Source organism: Myxococcaceae bacterium JPH2, from assembly GCA_016458225.1.
In the GTDB taxonomy this organism is placed as follows: Bacteria; Myxococcota; Myxococcia; order Myxococcales; family Myxococcaceae; genus Citreicoccus.
Genome location: JAEMGR010000009.1, coordinates 123,130 through 138,276, shown reverse-complemented (window position 1 = coordinate 138,276; position 15,147 = coordinate 123,130). Strand labels below are relative to the sequence as shown.

At 69.9% G+C, this 15,147-nt stretch carries 13 protein-coding genes; 8 read left to right on the top strand and 5 right to left on the bottom strand.

The window, feature by feature from the left end; all coding sequences use genetic code 11:
• The first annotated feature begins 55 nt into the window (after positions 1–55).
• Complete coding sequence (locus tag JGU66_15860; protein ID MBJ6762249.1) at positions 56–592, top strand: YceI family protein; 537 nt, start codon at positions 56–58, stop codon at positions 590–592.
• A 135-nt stretch (positions 593–727) separates the two neighbouring features.
• Positions 728–1,621, top strand: coding sequence for a hypothetical protein (locus JGU66_15855; protein MBJ6762248.1), 894 nt, complete (start codon positions 728–730; stop codon positions 1,619–1,621).
• 3 nt (positions 1,622–1,624) lie between these two features.
• On the opposite strand, the gene JGU66_15850 is transcribed toward JGU66_15855, so the two are convergent.
• Positions 1,625–3,961, bottom strand: coding sequence for a hypothetical protein (locus tag JGU66_15850; protein ID MBJ6762247.1), 2,337 nt, complete (start codon positions 3,959–3,961; stop codon positions 1,625–1,627).
• A gap of 308 nt (positions 3,962–4,269) precedes the next feature.
• Between JGU66_15850 and JGU66_15845 the strand changes: the two genes are divergently transcribed.
• Complete coding sequence (locus tag JGU66_15845; GenBank protein MBJ6762246.1) at positions 4,270–5,241, top strand: ABC transporter permease; 972 nt, start codon at positions 4,270–4,272, stop codon at positions 5,239–5,241.
• Positions 5,242–5,309: 68 nt separating this feature from the next.
• Here JGU66_15845 and JGU66_15840 read toward each other — a convergent pair whose 3' ends face one another.
• Together JGU66_15840 and JGU66_15835 are read right to left on the bottom strand one after the other, a co-directional pair.
• Complete coding sequence (locus tag JGU66_15840; GenBank protein ID MBJ6762245.1) at positions 5,310–7,067, bottom strand: DUF4215 domain-containing protein; 1,758 nt, start codon at positions 7,065–7,067, stop codon at positions 5,310–5,312.
• Positions 7,068–7,228: 161 nt separating this feature from the next.
• Positions 7,229–8,569: an MFS transporter gene (locus tag JGU66_15835; GenBank protein ID MBJ6762244.1), complete on the bottom strand. Its 1,341-nt coding sequence runs from the start codon at positions 8,567–8,569 to the stop codon at positions 7,229–7,231.
• Between the two features lie 47 nt (positions 8,570–8,616).
• Here JGU66_15835 and JGU66_15830 point away from each other — a divergent pair, with 47 nt between their 5' ends.
• The 5 genes from JGU66_15830 to JGU66_15810 are packed head-to-tail and all read left to right on the top strand — an operon-like array spanning position 8,617 to position 12,686.
• Positions 8,617–9,945 (top strand): MFS transporter, encoded by a 1,329-nt coding sequence (locus tag JGU66_15830; GenBank protein ID MBJ6762243.1) that lies wholly within the window; start codon positions 8,617–8,619, stop codon positions 9,943–9,945.
• On the top strand, positions 9,942–10,556 hold the full coding sequence (locus JGU66_15825) for a hypothetical protein (GenBank protein ID MBJ6762242.1): 615 nt from the start codon (positions 9,942–9,944) through the stop codon (positions 10,554–10,556). Before JGU66_15830 ends, JGU66_15825 begins: the two co-directional genes overlap by 4 nt.
• Positions 10,553–11,572 (top strand): DUF2071 domain-containing protein, encoded by a 1,020-nt coding sequence (locus JGU66_15820; protein MBJ6762241.1) that lies wholly within the window; start codon positions 10,553–10,555, stop codon positions 11,570–11,572. The genes JGU66_15825 and JGU66_15820 overlap by 4 nt, the downstream gene beginning before the upstream one ends.
• A 60-nt stretch (positions 11,573–11,632) precedes the next feature.
• Positions 11,633–12,301 (top strand): hypothetical protein, encoded by a 669-nt coding sequence (locus JGU66_15815; protein ID MBJ6762240.1) that lies wholly within the window; start codon positions 11,633–11,635, stop codon positions 12,299–12,301.
• Between the two features lie 37 nt (positions 12,302–12,338).
• On the top strand, positions 12,339–12,686 hold the full coding sequence (locus tag JGU66_15810) for a hypothetical protein (GenBank protein ID MBJ6762239.1): 348 nt from the start codon (positions 12,339–12,341) through the stop codon (positions 12,684–12,686).
• A gap of 9 nt (positions 12,687–12,695) precedes the next feature.
• Here JGU66_15810 and JGU66_15805 read toward each other — a convergent pair whose 3' ends face one another.
• Together JGU66_15805 and JGU66_15800 are read right to left on the bottom strand one after the other, a co-directional pair.
• Positions 12,696–14,201 carry a sigma 54-interacting transcriptional regulator gene (locus tag JGU66_15805; GenBank protein MBJ6762238.1) on the bottom strand — a complete coding sequence of 502 codons (1,506 nt, stop codon included), beginning with the start codon at positions 14,199–14,201 and terminating at the stop codon, positions 12,696–12,698.
• Positions 14,202–14,259: 58 nt separating this feature from the next.
• Positions 14,260–15,099: an MBL fold metallo-hydrolase gene (locus JGU66_15800; protein ID MBJ6762237.1), complete on the bottom strand. Its 840-nt coding sequence runs from the start codon at positions 15,097–15,099 to the stop codon at positions 14,260–14,262.
• Positions 15,100–15,147 lie beyond the last annotated feature (48 nt).

Below are 15,147 nucleotides of genomic sequence, written 5' to 3'. Positions count from 1 at the left end.
AGCGGCTCGCACTGGATTTCCCCCCTCGTCCCCTCACCGCGAGCCCCCTCTCGCCATGCCTCTCTCCACGTGGACCATTGATCCTGCCCACTCCTCCGTCCTCTTCATCGCGCGCCACATGGTGGTGGCGAAGGTGCATGGACGCTTCGAGCGCGTCACCGGGACCCTTCGCGTCGACCCCCAGCAGCCCACGCAGGGAGAGGTCGATGTCGAGGTGGCGACCGCGAGCATCTACACGGGCTCGCCTGAGCGCGACGCGCACCTGCGCTCGCCCGAGTTCTTGGACGTGGAGGTGTCGCCGCGGCTGTCGTTCCGGGGCATCCAGCAGGAGGCCGTGGTGGGCGCGGGCTTCCGCGTCCTGGGGGACCTGACCCTGCGGGGGGTGACGAAGCCCGTGTTGCTCGAGGCGCGCCACCTGGCGGCGCAGAAGGACCTGTGGGGCAACATGCGCCTCATCTACACGGCGCGCACCACGCTGAACCGCTCGGACTTCGGCATCCGCTGGAACAAGACGCTCGACAACGGCGGCTGGCTGGTGGGCGAGAAGGTGGACATCGAGCTGGATATCCAAGCCGTGCCCGCGTCCGCCTGACGTCCATCGTCGGACGGAGGACGGCCGACTGCCCCGGGAGTGGTCTTGTCCGGGGCGGCCTGGCGCCCAACCCTTTGTCCCGCGCGACGCGCCTCCCGAGGACGCGCGCGTGGAACAGCTCGGCGGGGGGTCGGGATGGAGTCGTGGCGCATCCTGCTGGCGCCCTTCTACGCGGCGGCGCTGGCCGCGTGGGTGGTCGCGGCCATCACGTTCGGAAGGCGCGAGCCGGGGCCCTCGCTCGCGCTGCGCGTGCACCTCTTGTGGCTGACGCTGCTCGCGGTCGGCTCGCTGCTGGTGCTCGTGCAGTTCCGGCATGAATCCCTGATGGAAGGGGATCCGTTCGACACGCTGGGGCGCGCCCTGGCCAGCGGCCTCCTGGTGCTGGCGGGAGCGCTCGCGGTGAGCGGCTCTCGCGAGCGCATCCGGGCCGTGGCGCTGCGCTCGTGTGCGCCGCTGTCACTCGACGAGGCGGTGGCGGAGCTGCGCGCGGGGCGTCCTCCCGGCGTCGCGGTCTATCGCGGCGTGCTGGATGCCACGGACTCGCTGCTGTCGCCCGGGGGCGTGACGTGCGCGTTCTACGACGCGGCGGTGCACGCGGTGGCGCCGCGGGGCCGCCGAGGGCCGCTGCTGTCCCGCGAGCGGGCCTACGTGCCCGTGCTGTCGCTTCGGGGCACCACCTCGCGCGCCACCGTGTGCTTCGCGCCGTCGACGCTGCGGGCGCCGTTGGAGGTGCGGCGGTGCCGGAATGTCTCCACGCAGGCCGAGGCGCTCAGGGAGCCCGCGGACGCGCTGTCCTGGGAACGCGTGGGCCTGGCGGGCGAGGCGTGCCTCGTGGAGGGCGAGCTGCGTCCGGGCAGGACCGAAGGCTCGTACGAGCTGCGAGGGCGGGATGGTCGCCCCGCGCTGATCATCCTGGGAGACGAAGCCCCCAGCACGGGCGCCGTGTTGGCGCGCCGGGCGTGGGGGCACTTCGCGGTGGCGGGGGCGCTGTCCGCCACCGCGATGCTCGTGCTGTCTCGCGCGATGTGAGCGCTACTTCGCGCCCGAGCCGCGCGCGGTGGTGAAGACGAGCTGCTGATCCTTCTCCACGCGCTTGATGGTGAACGTGCGCTCCACGCTGGCCAGCCCCTGCGAGGTGCCCTTCGCCAGCTCCAGCAGCAGGGCGCCGGTGGCGCGCAGGTGGAACCCGGTGTTCCACATGCCCTCGAGCTTGCCGAACACCGTCTGGAAGGACTCCGGACCCCAGCGCTGCGCGAACGCGTTGTTCAGGTGCGTCACGCCGTCCACGAAGTCCAGGCACTTGCCCAGCGTGCGTGGGTTCTTGTCCGTCACCTCCGCGAAGGAGAACGCGCCACCGGGCGGACGGAAGATGGACTCCATGGCCATCAGGTCCTGGCCCAGCGCGTGGGCGGAGGTGTCGTTCTTCAGGACCCAGGCGGCGATCTGCGCGGCGCGGGTGGGGGCGAGGTCCTGCACGCGGGCGCTGCCGTTCTGCCGCACCTCGCGCAGGTACGCGTCCCACATGGGGCCGTAGACAATCTGCCGGGTGTCCGCGCGAGCGCGAGCGGTGTTGGTGCTCCACGGCATGGCGCGCGCGAGCACCCGCGCGAACAGCGCGACGTCGAAGCCCTGGAGTCCGGAGAGCAGGGCGCGGAAGGTGTCGTTGTCGACCTTCAGGTCGAGCCGCGTCTCCAGCGCCTCCGAGTTCAGCGCGTCCTTCAGCGAGTCCAGGATGCCGGGCACGTCCTTCTCATCCAGCGCGCCCCAGACGACCGCGTCATCCAGCGCGGTGGAGAGGTCATCGCGCGACAGCTTCTTCTTGCTGCCCGACAGCATGAAGTGCAGGCCGCAGTAGAAGTCCGAAGCCACGGGGGTGGGGGAGAACTGCGTCATCTCCGCCTTGAGGTCCACCAGCCACTGGCCCCGGGTGCCGAGCAGCTTGTCCTCGTAGCCGCGCTGTCCCTGGAAGGCCATCCGGCGGGCGCCCTGCACGTTCTCCTGCGTCACCCAGCTCAGCTCGCGCGTGGTGCGCGACGTGAGCACCTCGGTGCCCCCGAGTCCCAGCGTGAAGCCATAGCTGTGGCGCTCGGCGAGGCTCGTCTGGCGCAGGAAGCTCTTGAGGGTGAAGGCCTGGGCGTTGGCGGGATCCCTCAGCCAGCCGAGCAGATCCTCCAGGTTGCCGCGGATGAGCGCGCCATGGAACCGCATGGCCACGGCGTCATCCAGTTCCACTTGCAACAGCGTAGAGGATTGGGGGATCCGCAGGTACTCGTAGCGGAAGCCTGCGGTGATCTGCGCCTGGGCCACCTTCTCCAGGGTGGACTGGATGTTGGCCTTCAGCTCCTCCCACTTCGTCTTGACGGTGGCCAGGTCCGCGAGCTGCGGATCCAACCCCAGGCGCTCCAGGACGAACGCGAGCGCCTTCTTCTCCAGGTCCGAGAGCTGGAGGTTGGCGGCCTTCTCCACGAGCGCGTCCACCTCCGCCATGGGCTTGCCGGCGATGGCCGTGACGAGGTCCGCGAGCTTGTTCTTCACCGCGTCCTTGTCCGCGAACTCCAGGGACAGGCTCAGCCCCGCGCCCAGCGCCGTCTCTCGGGACTTCGCCTTGCGCACCGCGAGTTCGATGCGCCCCGCGCGCGGGCGGGAGAAGGACACCTGGAAGTCATCCGTGACGGACACGGACGCCGTCACGGAGGCGCTCATGGCGAGCTTGATGCCGAGCAGCTCGCCGCCCTTCACGAAGGTGAGCGCCGCCAGGTTCGCCGTGAACAGGTCCGCCCAGTTGACCGCCACGGACGTCTTGAGCTGTCCGCGCGTCTGCCAGCCCAGCGCATCGCCCACGCCCAGCTTGGCCAGGTCCGTCTGCTGCACCGCGAGCCGAGGCGCGGAGAGGTCCGCCTTCACGGCGGCGGGCATGCGCTCGTTTAGGCCGTGGGCCCGGTAGTCGGACAGCGTCGCCGCGAACTCGCCCTGGCCCGAGGCAGTCGCGAAGAAGACCTTCGCGGTCGCGCCGGACTTGATGCGCGCGGACACCTGGTAGCGCAGCCAGCCCCGGGTTCCATCCAGCAGGAGCTGGGGCTGGAGCGACGTGCCCACGCCATTCGAGGACGTTTGCGGCGGATCCCCCACGATGCCGTTGTCGTCCTTGTCCCCAGCCGAGTTGAAGTTGCGGATGGTGCCGTCGCCCGCGGCCTCGAACGAGAGGGCGAAGTCCTTCAGGTCGAGGATGGGCGGGAGGATGTTCTCTCGCGTGAAGGTCCCTTGGGCCACGGACACGTCGATGTCCTGCGCGCCCAGGTTCACGTCCGGAATCTTCTGAGCGAGTGCGTCCGGAATCTTGTCCAGCAGTCGGTTCAGCGTGTCCGCCATGTGGGAACCCCCCAGGGGTGTGTCAGCGCCACCGCGGGCGCCGAGGCCTTGGTCGTATGCTGTCATCGCGCGTCCGGCAAGCTGCACTCGAATTCCATGAAAGGCGGCGTATCGCCCTCGACGAGAGGCCATATGCTCGGGGGCCTCCGGGAGCCCCATGTCCGAGTTCGTGTTGGATCTCCGCCTCGCGCTGCGGCGAATGCGCCGCGAGCCAGGCTTCACCCTCGTGGTCGTGGCCACGCTCGCGCTGGCGATGGGCGCGACCACGGCCGTGTTCAGCGCTGTCTACGGAGTCGCTGGTGGAGCGGATGCGCGGGCTGCCGGGCGTGGAGTCCGTGGGGCTCGCGAGCACGGTGCCGCGCTGGGACCGCGATGGGTTGGTGCCGGTGGTGCTTCCGGGTGAGGCCGCGGCCGTCGCGGAGTCGCGCGAGCCCATCCATTTTCGCACGGTGGGTGGGGACTACTTCGCCACCTTGGGGTTCGTGCTCAAGGAGGGCCGTCGCCTCGCGGCCTCGGATCGCTCCGGCGCGGCTCCGGTGATGGTCGTGAGCGAGGCGTTCGCGCAGCGCTATTTCCCGGGCCGCAGCGCCGTGGGCCAGCACGCCCGGCTCGCGTTCGACGACGAGCCCCTGCGGGAGGTGGTGGGGGTGGTGGGGGTGGTGGGGGACGTGCGGCACGGGGGACCGTGGGAGCCTCCGTCCTTGGAGGTGTACCTGCCATTGGGGCAGTTCTCCGCGCTGCGCATGCTGCTGACCGTGCGGACGCGGGGCGATGCTGTCTGGCTCGGGCCCGCGCTGCGCGAGCAGCTCCGGGCCGTGGACCCCAGCGTGCCGCTGGTGCACCTCCGCTCGATGGATGACGTGGTGGATGCGAGCCTGGGTGGCACGCGGGTGTTGGCCTCCCTCTTGGCCGCCCTGGCGGTGCTCGGGCTGGGGATCGCGGGCGTGGGCCTCTACGGTGTCCTGTCCTACGCCGCGAGCATGCGGACGCGTGAGCTGGGCATCCGGAGCGCGCTGGGCGCCTCGCGCGAGCACCTGGTGTGGCTGGTGGTGGGGCAGGGGCTGCGGCTCACCGCGCTGGGGGTGGCGCTGGGGCTCGCGGGGGCCGCGATGTTGGCGCGGAGCCTCGAGGGGATGGTCCACGGGGTCGCGCCGTTGGATCCGCTGACATTCGTGGCGGTGCCCGGCGTGTTGGCGACAGTGGCGCTGCTGGCGAGCTGGCTGCCCACGCGTCGGGCGTTGCGCGTGTCCCCGGGCGAGGCGCTGCGGCGCGACGGGTAGCGCTTGAAACGAAGAGGGCCGCTGTCGGAGAGGTCTCCGTCAGCGGCCCTCGGACATCTCAGCGCGACTCAGCCGATGATGGACTTGCAGACGGCGCTGCACGTGCGCGTCGGGCCGCCGTCGTCGCACTCCTCGCCGTAGTCCGAGTCGATGTGCTTGTCACCGCAGCGAGGGCCCCACACGCAGCCCGGGGAGCACTGGTTGTAGCCGCCGAGGTTGCCATTCTTGTTGTCGCACTCCTCACCGGCTTCGACCGTGCCGTTGCCGCAGGTCGAGGTGCACGAGGTCGTCCTGGTGGTGAAGTTGCTCAGGGTCAGCTTGTACGAGGACGCGGTCGTGTGGCGCTCGGCCTGGAGCACGACGACCTCGTAGATGCGGCCCTTCTGGAGTCCCAGGCTGCTCACCGGCGCGGCCTTGGTGAGGTCGACCGAGCCGGTCAGCGCTCCGTGCACGCCGCCCAGATCCAGCGCGAGCTTGCCGTTGATGTAGACCCAGACGTCGTCGTCACCGCGGAAGTCGAGCACCTCGGTGCCCTTGAACTCGAACCAGTAGCGGACCTCGCTGGTGAAGCTGAAGTTGTGATTGTTCGTGCGCTTGGGCTCCTTGCCCAGCGCCACCCAACCCTTGTCATCCAGCGGGAAGAAGTTCGGCTCGTCGAAGACGTAGATGGCGGAGGTGGGTCCGCCCGCGGTGTTGCGGGCCAGCTTCATGGTGGACACGTACGGAATGTTCACGTTCTTGGTGTCCTTGTACCACTGGTCGAAGGCCGTCTTGCCGTGGGTGGTCGCGGAGCCCGTGCCGTCGCCCTTGGCGTACACCGGCTTGTGCGTCGTGGGATCCAGCGGTGAGTAGAGCGCCCCCAGGATGCCCGTCTCGGTGTTGTTCTCGTTCTCGAAGTCGAGGTGGCCAGCGGGCAGGACGCCGTCGGCGGGCAGGTCGGCGCCGCGGAAGTCTCGGTAGACGACGGTGAGGTTCACTGCGTCCGGCAGGGTCGTGTCGGCGAAGGTGCAGGTGAAGCCCGGCTCCTTCTTGCACGTGTGCGAACAGCCGTCGTTGTCGCGGGTGTTGCCGTCATCGCACTCCTCGATCGTGGTGCCGGGGAGCATCACGCCGTCGCCGCAGACCTCCTGGCAGATGCCGTTGGGGCACTTGGGCTCGTTGCGGCACAAGGGCGAGCAGCCGTCGCCCATGTCGTTGTTGCCGTCGTCGCACTGCTCGTTGCCCTCGGCCACGCCGTCGCCGCAGCGGATGGTCACGCACGCGGCGCCGGCCGTGGGGCACTTGAAGTTGTCCTCGACGCGGCAGGTGGCGCTGCAGCCGTCGCCCGGCTTGTTGTTGCCGTCGTCGCAGTCCTCATCGCCCGCGATGATGCTGTCGCCGCACTGCTTGGCCACGCAGCGGCCACCGCTCTTGGGGCAGTTCCAGCCCGCCTCCTCCTTGCAGCTCGACGTGCAGCCATCTCCGGAGGTGGTGTTTCGGTCGTCGCAGCTCTCACCGGTCTCCACCACGCCGTTGCCGCAGGTGGGGATGCGGTAACAGGGCTTGCCCGCCTCCGGACACGTGAAGCCCGACTCGACGGTGTCACACTTGGCTGAGCACCCATCACCCGAGAGGGTGTTGCCGTCGTCACACGCCTCGGTGTCGTGCTTGATGTTGTCGCCGCAGATGGCGACCGTCGGCTTGGGGCCGCCGTCGCCCGCGTCGCTGGAATCCGTGCCACCGTCCGGATCCTTGCCAGGAGATGAATCCCCGCAAGCGGCGAGGGTGAGCATGAGGGAGGTCAACAACACCCTCAAAAGCAAGGGGCGGGTCGAGGAGGTCACCATAGGCCGTCGATCGTGGGAGGGCCGAGGACGGGGTGTCAACCTCAACATCCCCAGGGGCAGACGGATGTTGAACGCGCGAGCAGGGGTATCAGACTTGTTCACGTGGGCGCGATCGAGGTGGGTTCCACTCCTGCACCCTCACACTCGGCGCGGCCATCCATTCATCCCGAGATGGCCCGGCCCGTGTCCTCCGTCCGCTCCGGCGCGAGGTCGTGCGTGCCGGCCGTGGAGGCTGTCTCGGCGGTGATGCGGCTGGTGTCGCGTGTATCGCGCATGAACACGTAGACGGCCAGCGAGCAGGCGATGGCGGCGGTGACGTACCAGAAGAACCAGGACTCATGTCCCGCCAGCTTCAGCCGCGTGGCCACGTATTCGGCGCTGCCGCCAAAGACAGACACCGTGAGCGCATAGGGTAGGCCCACGCCCAGGGCGCGGATGCGAGCGGGGAACAGCTCGGCCTTCACCACGGCGTTGATGGACGTGTAGCCCGAGAGGATGCAGAGCGCCGCCATGACGAGGAGGAACGCGGTGAAGGCATCGCGCGTCTGGGTGAGGGCGGTCAGCAGGGGAACGGTGCACAGCGTGCCCAGGATTCCGAAGCCCATCAGCACCGGACGGCGGCCCACCTTGTCCGAGAGCAGGCCGAACACGGGCTGCAGCAGCATGTACACGAACAGGCTGGAGACCGAGACGCGCGTGGACTGCTCACGCGTCAGCCCCACGGAGTTCACCAGGAACTTCTGCATGTAGACCGTGTATGTGTAGAACGCGAGCGTGCCGCCCATCGTGAGGCCGACCACGGTGGCGATCTCCTTCGGGTGGCGCAGCAGCTCTCGCAGCGGGTGGGCTCGGGCCTGCGTCCGCACCTCTTGCTGGAACGCCTGGGTCTCCACCATGTCGCGCCGCACGGCGAAGCCCACCACCGCGAGCAGCGCGCCCAGGAGGAAGGGGATGCGCCAGCCCCAGGCCTGGAGCTGCGCCTCGGTGAGCACCGCCTGCTGGAGCACGAGCAGCGTCAGCGTGGCGAGCAACTGGCCCATGATGAGGGTGACGTATTGGAACGAGCTGAAGAAGCCGCGGTGCCGCGACGTGGCGACCTCGCTCAGGTAGGTCGCGCTGGTGCCGTACTCGCCGCCCAATGACAGCCCTTGCAGCAGCCGGGCGAGGAGGAGCACCGCGGGGGCCCACACGCCAATGCGCTCATAGGTGGGGCACAGCGCGATGACGAGCGAGCCCAGGCACATGAGCGCGACGGAGAGGCTCAACGCGGCGCGGCGTCCATGGCGATCCGCGTGGAGTCCCATCAGCCATCCACCTACCGGGCGGATCAGGAAGCCGAGCGCGAAGACGCCCGCGGAGTTGAGCTGCTCGACGACTGGATCCGCCGAGGGGAAGAACGCCTTGGCGAAGTACAGCGAGAAGGCGCTGTACACGTAGAAGTCGTACCACTCGATGAGGTTGCCGACCGAGCCACCGAGAATCGAGAGCAGGCGCTGGCGCATGTCGCGCCTTCTATCCCAGCTTCGGCCTATGCTGCCGCTCCACTCGCATGTCGACCCCATCCCTCGCTGAGACGCACGCGCAGCGCCCGCTGACCGCTCAGGACGCCAAGACCCTCGGGTTGGCGGCCCTCGGGGGCGCGCTGGAGTTCTACGACTTCATCATCTTCGTGTTCTTCACCCAGGTCATCGGCGCGCTCTTCTTCCCACCGGACACGCCGGACTGGCTGCGTCAGTTGCAGTCCTTCGGTGTGTTCGCGGCGGGCTATCTGGCGCGACCGCTGGGCGGCATCGTGATGGCCCACTTCGGTGACCGCGGTGGACGCAAGCGCATGTTCACGTTGAGCGTGTTCATGATGGCCGTCCCCACGCTGCTCATTGGCTTGCTGCCGACGTACGCGACGGCGGGACACTTCGCGCCGCTGGCCTTGCTCATCCTGCGCATCTTCCAGGGCGCGGCGGTGGGCGGCGAGGTGCCGGGCGCGTGGGTCTTCGTCTCGGAGCACGTGCCAGAGCGGCGCGTGGGCTTCGCCTGCGGCACGCTGACCTCGGGGCTCACGCTGGGCATCCTCCTGGGCTCGCTGGTGGCGACGGCGATCAACACGCTCTTCGTCCCCGAGCAGGTGCGTGACTTCGGCTGGCGCATCCCGTTCCTGGTGGGCGGCGTGTTTGGCTTTCTCGCCGTGTTCCTGCGGCGCTGGCTGGCGGAGACGCCGGTGTTCGAGGAGATGCGCCGTCGGCACGCGCTCGTGAAGGAGCTGCCGCTCAAGACGGTGCTGCGAGGGCATGGGCGTGCGGTGGTGGTGTCCATGCTGCTGACCTGGGTGCTCACGGCGGCCATCGTCGTCGTCATCCTCATGACGCCCACGCTGGTGCAGACCTTGTTCAAGATTCCCTCGGCCGTGGCGCTCGGCGCGGGCAGCGTGGCCACCGCGGCGCTCACCGTGGGGTGCATCTGCTTCGGGCTGATGGCGGATCGCTTTGGCGCGGGGCGAGCCCTGGGCGTCGGGTGTCTGGCCCTGCTCGTGACGACGTATGCCTTCTATCTGGGCGTGGCCTCGCAGCCGGAGCGCATCGTCCCGCTCTATGCGCTGGTGGGCTTCTGCGTGGGCGTGGTGGGCGTGGTTCCGACGGTGATGGTGCGGGCGTTCCCAGCCGAGGTTCGCTTCTCTGGCCTGTCGTTCTCGTACAACGTGGCCTACGCCATCTTCGGCGGGTTGACCCCGCTGGTGGTGACGCTGCTGATGAAGGCGGATCCCCGCGCGCCCGCGCACTACGTCGCGGCGCTGTGTGCCCTGGGCGTGGGCGTCTCGCTCTACCTCGTGGCGAGTGGCGGGGTGAGCCACCCGATGGCACTGCGCTCCGAGGCCGAGCGATGAACCGCGAGGAGGCCACCCAGGCACTGGAGCTGTTGCGGCGAGTCGTCACCCAGGCGCGCGACGACACGGCGTTGCAGAACTGGGGCCTCATCTGGATGGTGCACGCGTTCCTCAACGGCGGTGGCTTCCTCGCCACGGACGCGTTGTGGGCGCGCGGGGTGCGCGAGCCCGGCCCCTACATGGGGGTATGGGGCGTGTTGCTCGTGTTCAACTTCGCGAGCATCTTCTTCATGAAGCGCGGCCAGTCGGCCGGGGTCCGCTCGTTCATCGAGCGGCAGATCTGGGCCATCTGGACCAGCTTCATCGGCTGCATGGTGTTGGTGGCCGTCCTCAACCTGTTGCTGGGGTTGGATCGCCTGTTCTTCCCGTCGGTGGCGTGCGTCCTGTTCGCCATGGCTTTCTGTGGCATGGGCGCGCTGATGGGGCGGGGCTGGTATGCGATGGCGGCGCTGTTCGGGCTCGTCTCGCTGGGCCTTGCGCGCGTGCCGGAGCATGCCTTCGGCGTGCTGGGCGGGTTGTGGTTCCTCGTGCAGTTCTGTTCGGGCGTGGCGCTGCATCGTGCGCGCATCCGAAGGGTCGCGGCCGAGGGCCTGGGACCGCGGCTGGTATGAGGCCCGAGTCGCTCGCGGCCCTCGTCGCGCTGGCGCTCGAGCCGAGTGGCCCGCTGCGCGAGGAGGCCGCTCGACGGCTGCGGGAGGCGGGCGTGACTGACGCGGACGCGGCTTTGCGTGGGCTCGCGGAGGCGGGTCATGCGCGCGTGGCGTCACGTGGTCACTGGTTGCTCACGGCGCGGGGACACGAGGCGCTGCGAGAGGCCCACGCCGCGCTGGCCCTCGCGCAGGATGCGAGCCCGAGCACCCCGGGGATGGAGACGTGCCCGTCCGTGCCCTGGCTCACGCAGGTGCAGACGCACTGGGTGGAGGCCGTGTCCATCAACTACGCGGTGTCTCCCGAGCGGCTCGCGCGCCTGCTGCCCGCGCCGCTGGAGCCCGAGATCTTCCACGGCACGGCCTGGGTCCAGGTGTTGATGTCGTCGCTAAGGGACATGCGCCCGGTGGGCGTGGCGCCGGTGCTGGGCGTCTGCTTCTACCAGGTGAGCTATCGCGCGGCGGTCCGCTATCGCAACGCGCGCGGAGACTGGCGACGCGGCGGCTACTTCGTGCGCAGCGAGACCAATGATCCGGTCATGCGGCGCGTGGGCAACGCCCTCACCGAGTTCAAGTTCCACGCGTTCGGCGAGGCGGAGATGCTGATGGCGCGCGAGGGAGACCTGCTGACGACCGCGGTGGATCCCGAGCCCTCATCCCCAGGCGGGCGCCTGGTGGGCGTGTTCGACACGCGGCCGAGCACTCGACCGCCCGAGGGCAGCGTGTGGGAGGGGCTGGAGGCGCTGCAGGAGCCGCTCGTCGAGTGCTACGACGCGCTGGGCGTGGCGGACGGGTACGTGTACGTGCTGACCATCGACCGGGCGCCGTGGAACGCACGCTTCGTCACCCCGGTGCAACTGTATTGCGAGTACCTCCAGGAGGGCCCTCTGGCCGAGGGGGCTCGGCTGGACTCCGTGCTGCACCTCACCGAATGCGCCTATCGCTGGCGGCCACTCCGGCGCGAGCGACACGGGGCATGACGGACGAAAGGGGCGGGGAGCGCTTGACCCTCGCGCGCGTCCGGGGGAAGAGCCGGGCGCATGAAACCGTGGGAGACCCTCGACAGCGCCCAAGTCCCAGACGTGGGCGAAGTCATCCTGGCCCGGCGCTCGGACGAGTACGTCCTGCGCGTGCGTGGGCAGATCCTCATGTCGAGCCGACAGCATGGCTCCGAGGAGGCGCTGGCCGAAGCGGGCTGCGCGCATCTGTCAGGCAAGGGCGGTGGGCGGGTGCTCGTGGGCGGCCTGGGCTTTGGCTACACGGTGCGGGCCGCGCTCAATCGCCTGGGGCCCGAGGGCCACGTGACGGTGGCGGAGCTGCTGCCCGCGGTGGTGGTGTGGAACCGGGGCCCGCTCGCGCCGCTGGCGAGGGCCCCGCTGGAGGACCCTCGCGTGACGGTGGTGGAGGGAGACGTGGGGGCGCTGATGGCTCGGCACTCCGGAGTCTTCGACGCCATCCTGCTGGACGTGGACAACGGGCCCGTGGCCCTCACGCACCCGGACAACCATGCGCTGTATGGCCTGGGTGGGTTGGCCCGCGCGGCTCGGGCGCTGCGTCCTCAGGGCCGGTTGGTGGTGTGGAGCGCGGGACCGGCGCCGGGCTTCGAGAAGCGGCTGGGCATGGCGGGCTTCACCACCCAGGTCCTGAACCCCGCCGCGCATGGCTCCAAGGGCACGCGGCACACGTTGTTCGTGGGGCGGCGCGCGTGATGCGCCCGCCCGGACGCCGAGCCTGGTGCGGAGCGACATGAAGCTCTCGGGCATGTCCGTGCTCACGGCGGTGGCGTTGCTGGTGCTGGCCTTCGAGCTGTCCCTGGCCCTGTGGCCCGTGCCGGGGAAGTACCCGTGGGCGCTGCCGATCGTGATTGCCGTGGCAGGAGCGGGGATGGCGCTGCTCGGCCGGCACAATGATGTCGCGCGCTATGGGCTGGGGCTCGCGACGGTGGCGGGCCTGGCGGCCTGGACCGTGAAGTCCCTCGGCGACCTGGGCCTGGAGGTGGCGATCCTGCTGGGCGCGGGGATGCTCGGCCTGCCCATGGCCATGGTGGTGCTGGCGATGGAGCGCTCGGGGCGCGCCGACCCTTACGGCGACTGAGTCGCGGGCTCAGCCTTCGTCGCCCAAGCCGTACTCCTTGAGCTTGCGCGCGAGCGTGTTGCGGCCGATCTCCAGCGCCTTCGCGGCGGCGGTGCGGTTGCCCTTCACGGCCTCCAGCGCGCGCAGGATGTGGCGCCGCTCCACCTCGGCCAGGGGCAGCAGGGCCGGCTCCTCGCTCGCTCGCGCCGGGCTGGGGGCGCTGGTCGGAGCACGGTCCAGGTTGGGCAGGGGCAGGTGCTCCTCGAGGATCTCCCCCTCGCAGAGCACCACGGCGCTCTCGATGCAGTTCTCCAGCTCGCGCACGTTGCCGGGCCAGCGGTAGCGCTTGAGGCGATCCAGCGCCGCCGCGCTCAGCTTGGGAGGCGGCAGTCGGTGACGCCGCGCCACCGTGGCGACGAAGTGCCGCGCGAGTCGCTCGATGTCCTCGCCGCCGCGCTCGCGCAGGGGCGGGAGCACCAGCTCCACGACCTTGATGCGGTAGTAGAGGTCCTCGCGGAAGCGTCCGTCCGCGACCATGGCCGCGAGGTCGCGATGCGTCGCCGCGACGATGCGCACGTCCACTCGGACGGCTTGCGTGCCTCCCACGCGCTCGAACTCGCGGTCTTGAAGCACGCGCAGGAGCTTGCCCTGCACGGGCAGCGGCAGCTCGCCAATCTCGTCGATGAACACCGTGCCGCCATCCGCCGCCTCGAACTTGCCGGGCATGCGGTGGTCCGCGCCGGTGAAGGCGCCCTTCTCGTGACCGAACAGCTCGTTCTCGATGAGCGACGCGGGCAGCGCGGCGCAGTCCACCTTCACGAAGGGCCGATCGCGGCGCGGGCCGTTGACGTGCACCGCGCGCGCGAACAGCTCCTTTCCGCTGCCGCTCTCTCCGCGCAGCAGCACCGTGGCGTCCGTGGGCGCTGCCTTCTGCACCAGGCGGTAGAGCGTCTTGAGGGGCGGCGCCTCGCCGATGATGTGATTGAAGAAGTAGGCCACGGGGGCCTGGGGTTGATCCTTCGCGCGCTGGAGCTCCGAGTACAGGCTGGTGCGCTGCAGCGCGGTGCTCACCTGGGCGGTGATGCTCGTCAGTCGCTCGGTGTCGTCGGAGGTGAAGCGTCCACCGCCCAAGCGGTTGAGCACCTGGAGCACGCCGTACACGGCGCCGTCCGCGTCGAGCAGCGGCACGGCCAGGAGGCTCGTCGTGCGGTAGCCCGTCATCCGGTCGATGTCCGCGAAGAAGCGGCGCTCGCCGCGCGGATCCGGCACGTTGATGGCCTCGCCCGCTTGCGCGACGGTGCCCGCCACACCCTGGCCCAGCTTCACGCGGATCTGCGCCAGCTCGGGCAGGTGGGCCGCGCGGCTGAACAGCTCGTTGCGTGACGCGTCCAACAGCCAGAGCGTCCCGCGGTCCGCCTGCATCGTGGTGGCGACGCGATCCACCAGGTTCTGGAGGAACGCGTCGAGGTCCACCTCGCGCCCCACGAGTCCGCCGAAGGGAAGCAGGACCTGCGTCACATCCGTGGGCTGGGGCATGGAGGGCAGCGAGGGCAGGAGGAAGGCCGCCGGAGAACCATAGCGCATGGTTCCCGCCTCACGCGCCCGCGGCGCGGCCCAGGAGCAGTCGCTGGCCCTCGCGCGCCGGCTCGGTGGGCGCGAAGTACGCGCGCGCCTGCTGGGCCATGTCCTCCACGACCTCGTCCGGGTGGGACGGATCATGATGGAAGAGCAAGAGCCGGCCGGCGCCCACGGTGGCGGCCACCCGCGCGGCGTCCAGGTTCGTCGAGTGGCCCCAGCCCTTCTTCGGCATGCCCTTGCGCCCGTCGTACTCCTCCTGCGTGTACTGGGCATCCAGGCACAGCGCGTCCACGCCCTCGAAGCCGCGCGCGATGTCCGGCACCAGCTGCCCAGGCGACAGCTCCACGTCCGTGGCGTAGACGAACGCGTGTCCATCCGCCTCCACGCGGTAGGCCATGCACCCGTTCGGGTGAGGCACATCCAACGGCGTCACGCAGAACGGCCCCGTCTCCACCGTCCGCCCATGCTCGGCGGATCCGAAGGTCATCTTCGAGCGCATGGTGGACAGCGGCACCGGGAACTGCGGCGGCTGCATCTGCTGCGCGAGCGTGGACTCCAGCGCCTGCGCCCCATTGCTGCCCGGGCCGTACAGCGTCAGCTCGGTGGTGGGCAGGTACGCCGGCGTGAAGAAGGGGAAGCCCTGCACGTGATCCCAATGCAGGTGCGAGAAGAACAGCGTGGCCTTCTGCGGCGCGCCCTCGCGCAGCATCACCTCGCCCAGCCCGCGGATGCCCGTCCCCGCGTCGAGGATGATCCGGTGCCCCTGGCTCGTCACTTCCACGCAGGCCGTGTTCCCCCCGATGCGCGAGCCCGACACCGCGATGCTGCCCCGAACTCCGAAGAAGCGGATTTCCATGACTAATCTCCTGGCGCCCGGCGACCGTAGTCGGCGTGCCTGACGCGG